14 protein-coding genes are annotated in these 14,649 nt (G+C 73.2%); 8 read left to right on the top strand and 6 right to left on the bottom strand.

Annotated elements, in window-relative coordinates:
• Nucleotides 1-203 precede the first annotated feature (203 nt).
• From ACIRQ9_RS09625 to rbsD, 8 genes are all read left to right on the top strand, one after another.
• Entirely contained in the window at nt 204-608 is a 405-nt protein-coding gene (locus ACIRQ9_RS09625; protein WP_404169117.1) for an ATP-binding protein, read from the top strand.
• 141 nt (nt 609-749) lie between these two features.
• Nucleotides 750-1,532, top strand: a complete 783-nt coding sequence (locus tag ACIRQ9_RS09630) for a VOC family protein (RefSeq protein WP_404169120.1) — start codon at nt 750-752, stop codon at nt 1,530-1,532.
• 232 nt (nt 1,533-1,764) lie between these two features.
• Entirely contained in the window at nt 1,765-2,622 is an 858-nt protein-coding gene (locus ACIRQ9_RS09635; RefSeq protein ID WP_404169123.1) for a PhzF family phenazine biosynthesis protein, read from the top strand.
• A 266-nt stretch (nt 2,623-2,888) separates the two neighbouring features.
• Complete coding sequence (locus ACIRQ9_RS09640; protein ID WP_404169126.1) at nt 2,889-3,920, top strand: LacI family DNA-binding transcriptional regulator; 1,032 nt, start codon at nt 2,889-2,891, stop codon at nt 3,918-3,920.
• Nucleotides 3,917-5,443: a sugar ABC transporter ATP-binding protein gene (locus ACIRQ9_RS09645; protein ID WP_404169129.1), complete on the top strand. Its 1,527-nt coding sequence runs from the start codon at nt 3,917-3,919 to the stop codon at nt 5,441-5,443. Before ACIRQ9_RS09640 ends, ACIRQ9_RS09645 begins: the two co-directional genes overlap by 4 nt.
• Nucleotides 5,433-7,379 (top strand): substrate-binding domain-containing protein, encoded by a 1,947-nt coding sequence (locus ACIRQ9_RS09650; RefSeq protein WP_404169132.1) that lies wholly within the window; start codon nt 5,433-5,435, stop codon nt 7,377-7,379. The genes ACIRQ9_RS09645 and ACIRQ9_RS09650 overlap by 11 nt, the downstream gene beginning before the upstream one ends.
• A gap of 73 nt (nt 7,380-7,452) precedes the next feature.
• Nucleotides 7,453-8,355, top strand: a complete 903-nt coding sequence (locus ACIRQ9_RS09655; protein ID WP_404169135.1) for a ribokinase — start codon at nt 7,453-7,455, stop codon at nt 8,353-8,355.
• Nucleotides 8,352-8,741, top strand: coding sequence for a D-ribose pyranase (rbsD, locus tag ACIRQ9_RS09660; RefSeq protein ID WP_404169138.1), 390 nt, complete (start codon nt 8,352-8,354; stop codon nt 8,739-8,741). The genes ACIRQ9_RS09655 and rbsD overlap by 4 nt, the downstream gene beginning before the upstream one ends.
• Before the next feature lie 27 nt (nt 8,742-8,768).
• Here rbsD and ACIRQ9_RS09665 read toward each other — a convergent pair whose 3' ends face one another.
• From ACIRQ9_RS09665 to ACIRQ9_RS09690, 6 genes are all read right to left on the bottom strand, one after another.
• Nucleotides 8,769-9,722, bottom strand: a complete 954-nt coding sequence (locus ACIRQ9_RS09665) for a hypothetical protein (protein ID WP_404169141.1) — start codon at nt 9,720-9,722, stop codon at nt 8,769-8,771.
• A gap of 4 nt (nt 9,723-9,726) precedes the next feature.
• The gene (locus tag ACIRQ9_RS09670) at nt 9,727-10,143 is read right to left on the bottom strand and encodes a hypothetical protein (protein ID WP_404169144.1); all 417 of its coding nucleotides are present in this window, start codon (nt 10,141-10,143) and stop codon (nt 9,727-9,729) included.
• Nucleotides 10,144-10,236: 93 nt separating this feature from the next.
• A complete protein-coding gene (locus ACIRQ9_RS09675) occupies nt 10,237-11,280 on the bottom strand; it encodes a DUF5937 family protein (protein ID WP_404169147.1) in 1,044 nt (347 codons plus the stop codon).
• A gap of 99 nt (nt 11,281-11,379) precedes the next feature.
• Nucleotides 11,380-12,180, bottom strand: a complete 801-nt coding sequence (locus ACIRQ9_RS09680) for a sugar phosphate isomerase/epimerase family protein (protein WP_404169881.1) — start codon at nt 12,178-12,180, stop codon at nt 11,380-11,382.
• 32 nt (nt 12,181-12,212) lie between these two features.
• Nucleotides 12,213-13,364: a dihydrodipicolinate synthase family protein gene (locus tag ACIRQ9_RS09685; RefSeq protein ID WP_404169150.1), complete on the bottom strand. Its 1,152-nt coding sequence runs from the start codon at nt 13,362-13,364 to the stop codon at nt 12,213-12,215.
• Nucleotides 13,361-14,518, bottom strand: a complete 1,158-nt coding sequence (locus ACIRQ9_RS09690; protein WP_404169153.1) for a Gfo/Idh/MocA family protein — start codon at nt 14,516-14,518, stop codon at nt 13,361-13,363. The genes ACIRQ9_RS09685 and ACIRQ9_RS09690 overlap by 4 nt, the downstream gene beginning before the upstream one ends.
• Between the last annotated feature and the right edge of the window lie 131 nt (nt 14,519-14,649).

Here is a 14,649-nt window from a genome sequence, read left to right on the forward strand (position 1 = left end):
CCACTCCCCGCTCCAACGCACCGGCCGGTGCGACTCGTTCGAGGGTCAGATTACGCGATCGGCTTGCCCAACCGAAACTTTAAGGTCTACCTTCAGTGACGCACCGCTCACGCAGCGGAAGTGCACCGCCCCGTCCTGCCACGACGGCCGCGGCAACGCCACCCTGCGCCGATCCCACTCATCCTCACCGGAGTTGATGACGCATGTCCGAAGCCTGGGAGTACACGCTCAGCATCCCCAACGACCTGCGTGCCGTCACCGTCAGCCGGCACGTACTGAGACTGATCCTCACCGCGCACGGACCGGCCCACCTGATCGACGTCGCCGAACTCCTCGCCACCGAGCTGGTCTCCAACGCCGTACGGCACACGAGGGGGCCCGCCGCGCTCCGGGTGCGCTGGTCGCCTCCCGGCACGCTGCGGATCGGCGCGTGGGACGCGGACCCCGGCCCGCCCGAGCCGCCGGTGCCGCTGGAGCGGACCGGCGAGGTGGAGGACGGCCGGGGGCTGGCGCTGGTGCGGGCCTGTTCGGACCTGTGGGGGTGGCAGCCGCTGTCGAGGTTCGGCAACCGCGGCAAGTACGTGTGGTGCGAGGTCGCCGCCGCGTAGGAGAGGCAGAGGTGCTACGCCCGGTGCTGGTGGGGCCCGCCGTCCGAAAGTACCTTCCGCGTCGGCCCGGGTGGCGGGAAGCCCCGCGGGCGGTGAAGGTGGGCGGCGGGGAAAACTTTCCGTGCGCAGGGAGAGCCTGAGATGCCCGAGATCACCACTCCGTACGCGACCGGCACACCGTGCTGGGTCGATCTGATGGCGCAGGACCAGCAGGCCGCGCTCGACTTCTACCGCGACCTGTTCGGTTGGCAGGGTGAGATCGGCCCGGGCGAGTTCGGCGGGTACGCGGTCTGCACGCTGCACGGCAAGCCGGTGGCCGGCATCGGTCCGGCCATGGCGCCCGAGGGCCAGCCGGACCCGCCGACCGTGTGGACCACCTACCTGGCGAGCACGGACGCACCGGCCACCCAGGACGCGATCGTCTCGGCCGGCGGCACCCTGCTCGCCCCGGTGATGGACGTCGGCGACCTCGGCCGGATGCTGATCGCGGCCGACCAGCAGGGCGCGGTGTTCGGGGTGTGGCAGCCGGGCGCGTTCCACGGCGCCGGAGTGGTCAACGAGCCGGGCGCGCTGATCTGGAACGAGCTGAACACGAACGACGTACCCGCCGCCACCGGCTTCTACGGCGAGTCCTTCGGCATCGAGATCCAGCCGATGGAGGGCGCCGACGGGACCTACTGGTCGCTGAACGTCGGCGGCCGGAGTGTCGGCGGTGCCACCGAACTCGGGGACGAACGGCCGGGCGTGCCGCCGCACTGGCTGACCTACTTCGCGGTGGACGACGTGGACTCGACCGTGGACGCGCTGGTCAAGCGGAACGGCACGGTGCTGGCACCGCCGTTCGAGATGATGGCGGGCCGGATGTCGGTGGTCGCCGACCCGCAGGGCGCGACCTTCGCGGTCCTCAACCCGAAGCAGATGTAACTCCCGGGCTCCGGCAGCCGGGTCCGTACCGCCCGAGCAGCTCGTCGAGAACGGCGGGCAGCCGGGACGGTCCGTGGCTCGCGCCGCAGGCCGAGATCCACACCTGCTTCCGGTCCCGCGGTACGGCCCCGGCGTCCCCGCCGCGACGCACGCGCAAAGCCGCCGTCGGAGCGGGTGGCCGGGCGCCGTCGCTCCTCGGAATAGCCGTGCCGCCGGGCCGCGTTGGGCCGTCATGACGACGAACGCGCCGCGCCCCGAGGTCCTGCGATACACCGCCTTCTCCGCCCGCGCGGAGGGCGGCAACCCCGCCGGTGTCGTCCTGGACGCCCGCGGTCTGGACGACGACGCCATGCTGGCGATCGCCGCGGACCTCGGGTACTCGGAGTCCGCGTTCCTGACCCGGTCCGACGAGGAACGGTCGTACGCCGTCCGCTACTTCAGCCCGAAGGCGGAGGTGCCGTTCTGCGGGCACGCCACCATCGCGACGGCGATCGCGCTCGCCGAGCGGATCGGCCCCGGCGAGCTGGTGTTCGCGACCCGCGCCGGCACCGTGCCGGTGACGGTGGCCGAGCGGGACGGGACGGTCACGGCGACCCTCACCAGCGTCGAACCGCACGTCGAGGAGATCGCCGGCGACGACCTCGCGGAGGCGCTCGCCGCGCTCGGCTGGCCGGCCGCCGACCTGGACCCGGCGTTCCCGCCCCGGATCGCCTTCGCCGGTGCCCGTCACCTCGTGCTCGCGGCCGCGACCCGATCCCGCCTCGCGGACCTGGCGTACGACTTCGCGCGCCTCGAAGCGCTGATGCACCGGCTGGACCTCACCACCGTGCAGCTGGTGTGGCGGGAATCGGCCACCGTGTTCCACGTCCGCGACCCGTTCCCGGTCGGAGGTGTCGTCGAGGACCCGGCGACCGGTGCCGCGGCCGCCGCGTTCGGCGCGTACGCCCGCGAGCTGGGCCTCGTCCCCGAGGACGCGGTCCTCACCCTGCACCAGGGCGAGGATCTGGGCCGGCCCGGCGAACTCACGGTGACCCTGCGTGCGGGCGAGCCGCGGGTCCGGGTCAGCGGCACGGGGACCCGCATCGGCTGACGGACACCGTCGGCCGCGGGCCGGTGGAGGCTGGTCGCGCGGTTCCCCACGCCCCTTGAGGGGCGCCTCACGGCAGCGTCCCCGAAGGGGCGCGGGGGGACCTGCGCGCCCGGCCACGACGCACCCGCCCCCGGCGACGAGCCACGGTCACGATTCGGTTTCGGCCATTCCTGACCCCTTGCCGAGTCGCCGTGTAATCGTTTCCAATCCTCTCTACGCAGTGCGTGTAATCGATTCCACGAGTTCCACGAGGAGGTGGAGCGGCGATGGCGAGCATCAAGGACGTGGCCGCCGCGGCGGGCGTTTCCGTCGCCACGGTGTCCCGTGTCCTGAACGACCACCCGTCGGTCAGCGCCGACGCCCGTACCCGTGTGCTGGCCGCCGTCGAGACGCTGGGCTACCGCCCGAACGCCGTCGCCCGGTCCCTGCGCACCGACCAGACCCGCACCCTCGGCCTGGTCATCAGCGACGTCCTCAACCCGTACTTCACGGAGCTGGCCCGCTCGGTCGAGGAAGAGGCCCGCGCGCTGGGCTACAGCGTGATCATCGGCAACGCCGACGAGCGGCCGGACCTGCAGGACCACCACGTACGGACCCTGCTCGACCGCCGTATCGACGGTCTGCTCGTCTCCCCCACCGACGGCGGTTCCCCGCTGATGCTGGAGGCGGCGCGCGGCGGGACACCGATGGTGTTCGTCGACCGGTGGATCCCGGGCGTCGACGTGCCCGTGGTCCGCGCGGACGGCCAGAGCGCCGTACGGGACCTCGTCGCCCACCTGTACGGGCTGGGGCACCGGCGGCTCGCGATCATCGCGGGCCCCGCGGCCACCACCACCGGCAGTGAGCGGGTGCGGGCGTTCCGGGAGGCGCTCGCCGAGTACGGCGTGCCCCTTCCCGACGCCTACATCGGCCAGGGCGACTTCCAGGCCGAGAGCGGGCGGCGGGTCACCGAGGGATTCCTCGACCTGCCCGAGCCGCCCGAGGTGGTCTTCGCCGCCGACAACCTGATGGCGCTCGGCGCGCTGGACGCCGTCCGCGCGCGCGGCCTGCGGGTGCCGGACGACATCGCGCTCGCCGCGTTCGACGACATCCGGTGGTTCGTGCACACCGACCCGCCGGTCACGGCGATAGCCCAGCCCACCGGCGCGCTGGGACGGGCCGCCGTCCGCGCGCTGATCGACCGCATCGAGGGACGGCCTCCGCAGTCCGTCACCCTCCCCGCCCGGCTCGTCGTCCGCCGCTCGTGCGGCGCGCGCCCCGCAATGAACCAGACCCCTGTGCAAAGGAGCACGTCGTGAGCGACCCGGACGAGTTGCTGCGCATCGAGGGCATACGGAAGTCCTTCCCCGGAGTGGTCGCGCTCGACGGCGTCGACTTCGACCTCCGCCGGGGCGAGGTGCACGTACTCCTCGGTGAGAACGGCGCGGGCAAGAGCACCCTCATCAAGATGCTCTCCGGCGCCTGCACCCCCGACGAGGGGCGCATCCTGGCCGCGGGCGAGGAGGTGCGCATCCACGGTGCGCAGGACTCCGAGCGCCTCGGGATCGCCACCATCTACCAGGAGTTCAACCTGGTGCCCGATCTCACCGTCGCCGAGAACATCTTCCTGGGCCGGCAGCCGCGCCGCCTCGGGATGATCGACCGCAAGCGGATGGAGGCCGACGCCGAGGCGCTGCTGAAGCGGGTCGGCGTGCACGTCTCGCCGCGGGCGCGGGTGCGGGAACTGGGCATCGCCCGGCTCCAGATGGTCGAGATCGCCAAGGCGCTCAGCCTGGACGCGCGCGTGCTCATCATGGACGAGCCGACCGCCGTGCTGACCTCGGAGGAGGTGGAGAAGCTCTTCGCCATCGTGCGGCAGCTGCGCGAGGACGGCGTGGGGATCGTCTTCATCACCCACCACCTGGAGGAGATCGCCGCGATCGGTGACCGGGTGACGGTCATCCGGGACGGGAAGAGCGTGGGCCAGGTGCCCGCCACCACGCCCGAGGACGAACTGGTCCGGCTCATGGTCGGACGGTCCATCGAGCAGCAGTACCCGCGGGAGCGGGCCGAGACCGGCGCCGCGCTGCTGTCCGTGGACGGGCTGACCCGGGACGGCGTCTTCCACGACATCAGCTTCCGGGTGCACGCCGGCGAGGTCGTCGGCATCGCCGGCCTGGTCGGGGCCGGCCGCACCGAGGTGGTGCGGGCCGTGTTCGGCGCCGACCCCTACGACGAGGGGGCCGTGCAGGTCGCCGGGACGGCGCTCAGGCGCCACGACGTCAACGCGGCCATGGCCGCCGGTATCGGGCTCGTCCCCGAGGACCGCAAGGGTCAGGGGCTGGTCCTGGACGCCTCCGTGGAGGAGAACCTCGGCCTGGTGACCCTGCGCCGGGCGACCCGGGCCGGGATCGTCGACCTCAAGGCGCAGCACGTCGCCGCCGAGCGGATCGCCGGGCAGCTGGGCGTGCGGATGGCCGGGCTCGGCCAGCACGTGCGCACGCTCTCCGGCGGCAACCAGCAGAAGGTCGTCATCGGCAAGTGGCTGCTGGCCGACACCAAGGTGCTGATCCTCGACGAGCCGACGCGCGGCATCGACGTCGGCGCCAAGGTCGAGATCTACCAGCTGATCAACGAGCTGACGGCCGCCGGAGCCGCGGTCCTGATGATCTCCAGCGACCTGCCCGAGGTGCTCGGGATGAGCGACCGGGTGCTGGTGATGGCCCAGGGCCGGATCGCGGGGGAACTCTCCGCCGACCAGGCCACCCAGGACTCCGTGATGGCGCTCGCCGTCTCCACCCCCACCACCACAACCGACAAGGAGGCCGGACGTGGCCGCTGACACGCTCAAGAGCAGGAACACGGGCGCCGGTGGCGTCTCCGGTGTGCGCCGGCTGCTCCTCGACAACGGCGCGCTCACCGCGCTGATCGTCCTCGTCATCGCCATGTCGGCGCTGTCGGGCGACTTCCTCACCACCGACAACCTGCTGAACGTCGGCGTGCAGGCGGCCGTGACCGCCATCCTCGCCTTCGGTGTCACCTTCGTGATCGTCGCGGCGGGCATCGACCTGTCGGTCGGCTCGGTCGCGGCCCTGTCGGCGACCGTGCTGGCCTGGAGCGCCACCTCACACGGGGTACCGGTCTTCCTGGCCGTCATCCTGGCGGTGGTCACCGGCATAGCGGCCGGTCTCGTCAACGGCTTCCTCATCGCCTACGGCAAGCTGCCGCCGTTCATCGCCACCCTGGCCATGCTGTCGGTGGCCCGCGGTCTGTCGCTGGTGATCTCCGAGGGCTCCCCGATCGCCTTCCCCGACTCGGTCTCGCACCTCGGTGACACGCTCGGCGGCTGGCTGCCGGTGCCGGTCCTCGTGATGGTCCTCATGGGCCTGATCGCCGCCTTCGTGCTCGGCCGGACCTACATCGGGCGCTCGATGTACGCGATCGGCGGCAACGAGGAGGCCGCGCGCCTCTCCGGGCTGCGGGTGTCCAAGCAGAAGCTGGCCATCTACGCGCTGTCCGGCCTGTTCGCGGCCGTCGCCGGCATCGTGCTGGCCTCCCGGCTCTCCTCGGCGCAGCCGCAGGCCGCCAACGGCTACGAGCTGGACGCCATCGCGGCGGTCGTGATCGGCGGCGCGTCGCTGGCCGGCGGTACCGGCAAGGCCTCCGGCACGCTGATCGGCGCGCTGATCCTGGCGGTGCTGCGCAACGGCCTCAACCTGCTGAACGTCTCGGCGTTCTGGCAGCAGGTCGTCATCGGTGTCGTCATCGCGCTCGCCGTGCTGCTGGACACCGTGCGCCGCAAGGCCGGTGCCACGCCCGTGGCCGCCGGTACCGGCGGGAGCAAGGGCAAGCAGGCCGGGACCTACGCGCTGGCGGCGGTCGTCACGGTGGCGCTGGTGGCCGCGACCTCCCTGCTGCACACGGGCTCCGGCGGGAACAACCCGAAGGTGGGTCTGTCGCTGTCCACGCTGAACAACCCGTTCTTCGTGCAGATCCGGTCGGGCGCGCAGGCCGAGGCGAAGAAGCTGGGCGTGGACCTGACCGTCACGGACGCCCAGAACGACGCCTCGCAGCAGGCCAACCAGTTGCAGAACTTCACCAGTTCGGGACTGGGCGCGGTCATCGTGAACCCGGTGGACTCGGACGCGGCGAGCAACTCCGTGAAGGCCGCCAACAAGGCGGACATCCCGGTGATCGCCGTCGACCGCGGGGTCAACAACGCGAAGACCGACGCGCTGGTCGCCTCGGACAACGTCACCGGCGGTGAGCTGGCCGCGAAGACGATCGGCGACAGGCTCGGCGGCCACGGCAAGATCGTGATCCTGCAGGGCCAGGCCGGCACCTCGGCGGCCCGTGAACGCGCGCAGGGCTTCGCCAACGGCCTCAAGGCCTTCCCCGGCATCCAGGTGGTGGCCCAGCAGCCGGCCGACTTCGACCGCACCAAGGGCCTGGACGTGATGTCGAACCTGCTCCAGTCCCACCCGGACGTGCAGGGCGTCATCGCCGCCAACGACGAGATGGCGCTCGGCGCGATCAAGGCGCTCGGCTCCAAGGCCGGCAAGTCGGTGTCGGTGGTCGGCTTCGACGGCACCCCGGACGGCCTGACCGCGGTCAAGAACGGCACGCTGTACGCCTCGGTCGCCCAGCAGCCCTCGCAGCTCGGCAGGATCGCCGTGGACAACGCCCTGAAGGCGATCCAGCACCAGAAGGTCGACTCGACGATCAAGGTGCCGGTGAAGGTGGTCACGAAGGAGAACGTGGCCGGGTTCACGGGCTGAGGTACCAAGGAGGCGGCCGGGCGGCATCTGCCGGTCCCGGCCGCCTCAACTCGTTCTCTCAAGGAGTCACTTCATGTACGACTACGACCTCCTGGTCGTGGGATCGGCCAACGCCGACCTCGTGATCGGGGTCGACCGGCGGCCGGCCGCCGGTGAGACGGTGCTCGGCGGCGACCTCGCCACGCACCCCGGCGGCAAGGGCGCCAACCAGGCGGTCGCCGCCGCCCGCCTGGGCGCCCGTACCGCCCTGCTGGCCCGGGTCGGCGACGACGCGCACGGCGCTCTGCTGCTCGACTCGCAGCGGGCGGCGGGCGTGGACACGGCGGGTGTGCTGGTGGGCGGGGCGCCGACCGGCGTCGCGCTGATCACCGTGGACCCCTCCGGTGACAACAGCATCGTGGTCTCGCCGGGCGCCAACGGCCGGCTCGCCCCGGCGGACGTGCGGGCCGCGGCCGGTCTCGTGCGGGCCGCCCGGGTGGTCTCCGCGCAGCTGGAGATCCCGCTGGAGACGGTCGTGGAAGTGGTGCGCAACCTCGGCTCCGGCAGCCGGTTCGTGCTCAACCCGTCGCCGCCGCGGCCCCTCGCGGACGAGGTCCTCGCGGCCTGCGACCCGCTGATCGTGAACGAGCACGAGGCGAAGGTGCTGCTCGGCGAGGACGACCCGGGCGAGGACCCGGCCGGCTGGGCGCGGCTCCTGCTCGCCAGGGGCCCGAAGTCGGTCGTGGTGACGCTGGGCGCGGCGGGCGCGCTGGTCGCCGACGGTGACGGCACCGAGTCCGTCCCGTCCGTGACGGTGGACGCGGTGGACACCACGGGCGCCGGGGACGCGTTCACGGCGGCCCTCGCGGTACGGCTCGGAGCGGGCGCCTCGCTCGCGGACGCGGCGGCGTACGCGGCCCGGGTCGGTGCGGCCGCGGTCACCAGGCGCGGCGCGCAGGACTCGTACCCGACCACCGCGGAGGTGGAGGCGCTGTGAGGAAGAAGGGAATCCTCAACCGGGATCTCGCGGGCGCGCTGGCGGAGTTGGGGCACGGGCACGGGGTGCTGGTCTGCGATGCCGGGATGCCGATCCCGCGCGGGCCGCGGGTCGTGGACCTGGCCTTCCGGGCCGGGGTGCCGTCCTTCGCCGAGGTCCTGGAGGGCCTGCTGGACGAGCTGGTCGTGGAGGGTGCGACGGCGGCGGCCCAGATACGCGAGGCCAATCCGGCGGCGGCCGGTCTGCTGGACGGGCACTTCCCCGACCTGGCCCTGGTGCCGCACGAGCGGCTGAAGGAGCTCTCCCGCGACGCGCACCTGGTGGTCCGCACCGGGGAGGCCCGGCCGTACGCGAACGTGCTGCTGCGGTGCGGGGTGTTCTTCTAGGGCCTGTCCGGGCCGCGGGTCGCGGTGTCACGGTTGCGGGAAGACCAGGGGCACGCCGTAGCGTCGCTGGGCCGCGCGCAGGGCCGGGACGAGGGCGGTGCGCACCGCGCGGACCGCGTCCGCGTGCCCGGGTGCGGCCAGGAAGCGGGTGCGCAGCCCGGCGCGGGCGGGCTCCCGTACCGCTTCGACCGGGCGCATGCAGGTGGCGTACGCCCGCCCCAGCGCGTTGTCGGGTCCCTCCGGACCGGAGGTCTGCATCCGGGCGTCGGCGAGGGCGAAGAAGGCGTTCTCGTCGCGGGCCCGGACGCCGTGGCGGGCCAGGCAGTCCGGCAGCGTGCCGAGGGCGTCGAGGGTGGCCGGGTCGCGGCGCAGGGTGGTGAGCGTGCCGAACCACTGGCCCTGGAGACCGGCGTAGCGCTCGCGCAGGGCCCGGGCGGCGGCCGTGCCCTCGGCGAGACAGTCGCGCACGGCGGTGGCGGATCCCGTGCGGGCCGGGGCGGGGCGCGCCGCCGGGGCGGGCACGGCCGCGCTCACGCTGGTGCCGTGCCGGGCGATGAAGTCCAGGTCGGGGAGTTCGTAGTAGCGGATGAAGGCGAGCGGGACCTGCTCGGGCAGGGTGAAGCCGCGGTCCCGGGCGCAGGAGGCCGCCGCGACGCGCTGCACCTGCCGTACGAACACGTCCAGCCCCTGCGTCCAGCGGGACTCGGCGCCGGTCGCGGGCAGCACCATCCGCACCGGGTCGGCCGGCAGGGTGTCGCTGAGCCGGGCCGGGGTCACGGCGGCGGCGCGGGGACCGGCGACGGGCTGCTGAGCCGGGCCGGCGGTGCAGGCGGTGGCGGTGACGGTGACCGCGGCGAGCAGGGCGAGCGCGGCGGCGGGGCGGGCCGTGCGGAACTTCCGGGTCATGGGGTCCTGCCTGCGGGTGTGGGAGCGGGTGCCGCGGGCCGAAGCGGCCCGCGGCACCCGCTGGAGCTGCGGCACCGGGTCAGTGCGTGATGCGGACGGTGTCGCCGCCGTCGTAGTAGCTCGCCACGGTGAACTTCGTGCCGCCGGACACGTCGGTGCACAGCCAGTAGGTCGAGTCGTTGACGCTGTGGCTGCCGTCGGAGGCCCAGACGTACCCCTTGCTGCACGTCACCCAGGAGCTGCTGGAGGTGTGGTAGAGACGCCCGGCGTACTCGTCGCCGTACGTGGTGGTGGAGTCGTCCGAGTAGGTCAGGTTGAGGTCGCCGCAGCTGCTGGACGACGACTTGGTCGCGGTACCGCCGACGCCCTGGTACGCCCCGGTCTTCAGCGTCACGGTCACACAGGCGGCCGGGGCGGCGGACGCGGCGGGCGCGAGCACCAGACAGCCTGCGGCGGAGACGAGCGCGAGGGCGCTCGCGGCGATGGCCTTCCTCATGGTTCCCCCTTGCGGTGATCGGATGTGTCCGGATCGAGCAACCGAAACGCTCGCAGAGCACCCGCCCCGTGGACCACGCCCTTCGACGGGGTTCTAAAGTCCCGCGCCAGGCAGCGGAGCCCGCTGCTCCGGCGGTGCCTCCGTGGCTCCTGTGGGCGACGGGGCGGCGGCCGGCCTGAGCATGGCGGCGCCCAGCGGGGTGAGGGAGTGCAGCACCGTGTTGTGGTGGCGGTGGCTGAAGACCAGTCCCGCGTCGCGCAGCACGGTGGTGTGGTGGGAGGCCGTGGGCACCGACACGCCCAGCAGGCGGGCCAGTTCGGAGGTGGTCGCGCCGAGTGCGAGACAGCGCAGCGCCGCCGCGCGGGTCCGGCCGAGCAGCGCGGCGAGCGGGGCGTCGGCGGGGACGTCCGGGGCGGGCGCGCGGACGCCGTGCACGGGATACACCAGCACCGGCCGCAGGGTGTCGTCCGCCATCGAGATCGGTGACTGCCAGCAGAAGTACGAGGGGATCAGGTGCAGTCCGCGGCCGGCCAGGTGCAGGTCCCGGTCCTCGACGTAGTCGACGTGCAGGACCGGCGGCCGCCAGCGGACGGCCGGCGACAGGCCGCGGAGCAGTCCGTCGAGGCCGCTGTCGAGGGTGTGGCGGGCGAGCAGGGCGCGCTCGCCGGCGAGGGCGGCGCCGACGCGGCTCTCGTGGGGGGCGATCACCGCTTCGTGATAGGTGCGCAGGAGCCTGGCGAGCTCCTCGCGGGTCTCGCGTTCCAGCAGCCGGGGTGCCCAGTCGGGGGCGCCGGTGATCCGGTCCAGGGTCTGTATCTCGCGCACCACCCGGTCGGGCGGGGTGTCGACGATCGCCGCGAGGCCGCGGTCCAGGCCGTCGGCGGACTCGTGCGGGGTGAGGAAGTCGGGCAGGTAGCGGGCCCTGGGCAGCACCGGGACCAGGAGCCGCCGCACGGCCGCGCCGAGCTGGGTGCCGGCCAGGGTGGAGCGGGTCTCGCGGTACCAGTCGGCGTACGCCCACCGGCCCCGCGAGGTCTGTAACCGGTGCAGACTGCAGGTGATCTCCCAGAGCGGGTCGGGGGCGCTCGCCACCCGGACACGAGCCAGGTCCTGAGGCGTGAAATGGATCCGCAGCACGAGAACCGCCCCCCGAGTCGAACATTCGTCTCGTTCAGGCAGCAGCCTGCGGCACTCGGCCCCCACGAACAACACCGAAACCGGCCGGACACCCCGCTGTCATTCGATCACCTGCTCGACAAACCTCCGTGCCGTCTCCCTCAGCACCTCGCGGCCGTCCCTGGCCCACAGCCCGTCGTTGAACAGCTCGACCTCGATGGGCCCGGTGTAGCCGGCCGCCTCGACCTGGTCCTTCCACGCGCGCAGGTCGATCGCGCCGTCGCCGAGCTGGCCGCGGCCGTCGAGGACGCCCCGGGGCAGCGGGGTGGTCCAGTCGGCGAGCTGGAAGGAGTGGATGCGGCCGCCCGCGCCGGCCCGCGCGATCCCGGCGGGCGCCCGGTCGTCCCACCACAGGTGGTAGGTGTCCACGGTGACGCCCACCTGGTGGGCGGGGAAGCGTTCCGCGAGGTCCAGGGCCTGGGCGAGGGTGGAGACCACGCAGCGGTCGGCGGCGTACATCGGGTGCAGGGGTTCGACGGCCAGGCGGACGCCGTGCCGTTCGGCGTGGGGGCCGAGTTCGGCGAGGGCGTCGGCGACGCGTTCGCGGGCGCCGTGCAGGTCCCTGGAGCCGGCCGACAGGCCGCCGGAGACCAGGACCAGGGTGTCGGTGCCGAGGGCCGCGGCCTCCTCGACGGCCCGCCGGTTGTCGGCGAGCGCGGCGGCCCGCTCGCCCGGGTCGACGGCCGTCAGGAAGCCGCCGCGGCACAGCGTGGTGACGGTCAGGCCGGCCGCGCGGACCAGCTCGGCGGTCGCTTCCAGGCCGTACGCGCGCACCGGCTCGCGCCACAGGCCGACGCCCGGCACGCCCAGTTCCCCGCAGGCGGCGGCCAGTTCGGGCAGCGACAGCTGCTTCACCGTCATCTGGTTGATCGACAGGCGGGACAGGTCACCGGTCACCGGGTCACTCCGTACAGGGCGAGGAGGGTCTTCATCCGGTCCTCGGCCAGCTTCGGGTCGGGGAACAGGCCCAGGCCGTCGGCGAGTTCGTAGGCGCGGGCGAAGTGCGGCAGGGAACGGGCCGACTGCAGGCCGCCGACCATGGTGAAGTGTGCCTGGTGGCCGGCGAGCCAGGCCAGGAACACCACGCCCGTCTTGTAGAAGCGGGTGGGGGCCTGGAAGAGGTGGCGGGAAAGGGCGACGGTCGGGTCGAGCAGCGCGCGGAAGGCCGCCGTGTCGCCGGTGTCCAGGTGCCGTACCGCTCGCGCCGCCAGCGGTCCCAGCGGATCGAGGACGCCGAGCAGGGCGTGGCTGAAACCCTGCGCGTCGCCGGCGATCAGCTCGGGGTAGTGGAAGTCGTCGCCGGTGTAGCAGCGGACGCCCCGCGGCAGGCGGCGCCTGAGGTCGATCTCCCGCCGAGCCTCCAGGAGCGACACCTTGACGCCGTCGACCTTGCCCGGATGGGCGGCGACGATCTCCAGGAACACGTCCGTCGCCTCGTCCGGGCCGGCCGCCCCCCAGTAGCCCGTCAGCGCCGGGTCGAACATCGGGCCGAGCCAGTGCAGGACCACCGGCCGGGCGGCCTGGCGCAGCAGGTGGCCGTAGACCTCCAGGTAGTCCTCGGGGCCGGTGGCGGTGGCGGCGAGCGCCCGGGAGGCCATCAGGACGGCCTGCGCGCCGGAGTCCTCGACGAGCGCGAGCTGCTCCTCGTAGGCGGCCCGGATCTCGGCGAGCGTGCCGCCGGTGATCTGGTCGGTGCCGGCCCCGCAGACGATGCGGCCGCCGACCGCCTTCGCCTCGGCGGCGCTGCGGCGGATCAGCTCGGCCGCGCCCGTCCAGTCCAGGCCCATGCCGCGCTGGGCGGTGTCCATCGCCTCGGCGACGCCCAGTCCGTGCGCCCACAGGTGGCGGCGGAAGGCGAGGGTGGCGTCCCAGTCGACGGCGGCGGGCGCGTCCGGGGAGACGTCGGCGAACGGGTCGGCGACGACGTGGGCCGCCGCGAAGACCGTACGGGAGGTGAAGGAGGTGCCGGGGGCGACGGCGAGCGGCTCGGTGCGCGGCTCGTAGGTCCGCAGGGTCCCGCCGGCGCCCGGGAGACGGATGGTCACAGGGAGATCTCCGGTACGTCGATGCGGCGTCCCTCGGCCGAGGACCGCAGGCCCAGCTCGGCGAGCTGCACGCCGCGGGCGCCGGCCAGCAGGTCCCAGTGGTACGGGGTGCCGGCGTACACGTGCCGCAGGAACAGCTCCCACTGGGCCTTGAAGCCGTTGTCGAACTCGCCGTTGTCCGGGACCTCCTGCCACTGGTCGCGGAAGACCTCGGTGGCCGGGACGTCCGGGTCCCACACCGGCTTGGGGGTGGCGGAGCGGTGCTGGGCGCGGCAGGTGCGCAGGCCCGCGACGGCCGAGCCCTCGGTGCCGTCGACCTGGAACTCGACCAGCTCGTCGCGGTGGACGCGGACCGCCCAGGAGGAGTTGATCTGCGCGACGGCGCCGCCGTCCAGTCCGAAGATGCCGTAGGCGGCGTCGTCGGCGGTGGCGTCGTAGGGCTTGCCGTTCTCGTCCCAGCGCTGCGGGATGTGCGTGGTGGCGACGGCCTGGACGGACGTCACCCGGCCGAACAGCTCGTGCAGCACGTACTCCCAGTGCGGGAACATGTCGACGACGATGCCGCCGCCGTCCTGCGCGCGGTAGTTCCACGACGGGCGCTGCGCCTGCTGCCAGTCGCCCTCGAAGACCCAGTAGCCGAACTCGCCGCGCACCGAAAGGATCCGGCCGAAGAAGCCGCCGTCGACCAGCCGCTTCAGCTTCAGCAGGCCGGGCAGGAAGATCTTGTCCTGGACGACCCCGTGCCTGATGCCCTTCGCGTGCGCCAGCCGGGCCAGTTCCAGGGCGCCCGCCAGGCCGGTGGCGGTCGGCTTCTCGGTGTAGACGTGCTTCCCGGCGGCGATGGCCTGCCGGAGGGCCGCCTCGCGGGCGGAGGTGACCTGGGCGTCGAAGTAGATGTCCACGGTCGGGTCGGCGAGCACGGACCCGAGGTCGGTGCAGACGTGCTCCTCGGAGAGGCCGTGCCGGTCGGCGATGGCCCGCAGGGCGTGCTCCCGGCGGCCCACGAGGACCGGTTCCGGCCACAGCACCGTGCCGTCGCCGAGGTCGAGACCGCCCTGCTCGCGCAGCGCGAGGATCGACCGGACGAGGTGCTGGCGGTAGCCCATGCGCCCGGTCACGCCGTTCATGGCGATACGCACCGTCTTGCGTGTCACGTGATTCCCTTCGTCCGCGTGCGCCCCAGGAGTGCAGCAAGCGCTTTCTACATGGTCTGAAAGCTAGCCTTTACCGCTGGTCCGTACAAGACCGTGATGGGGTCGAGTTGTTCGAGGGGGCGAACAACAGG

This window comes from Streptomyces sp. NPDC101237 (genome assembly GCF_044767465.1).
Classification (GTDB): Bacteria; Actinomycetota; Actinomycetes; order Streptomycetales; family Streptomycetaceae; genus Streptomyces; species Streptomyces gramineus.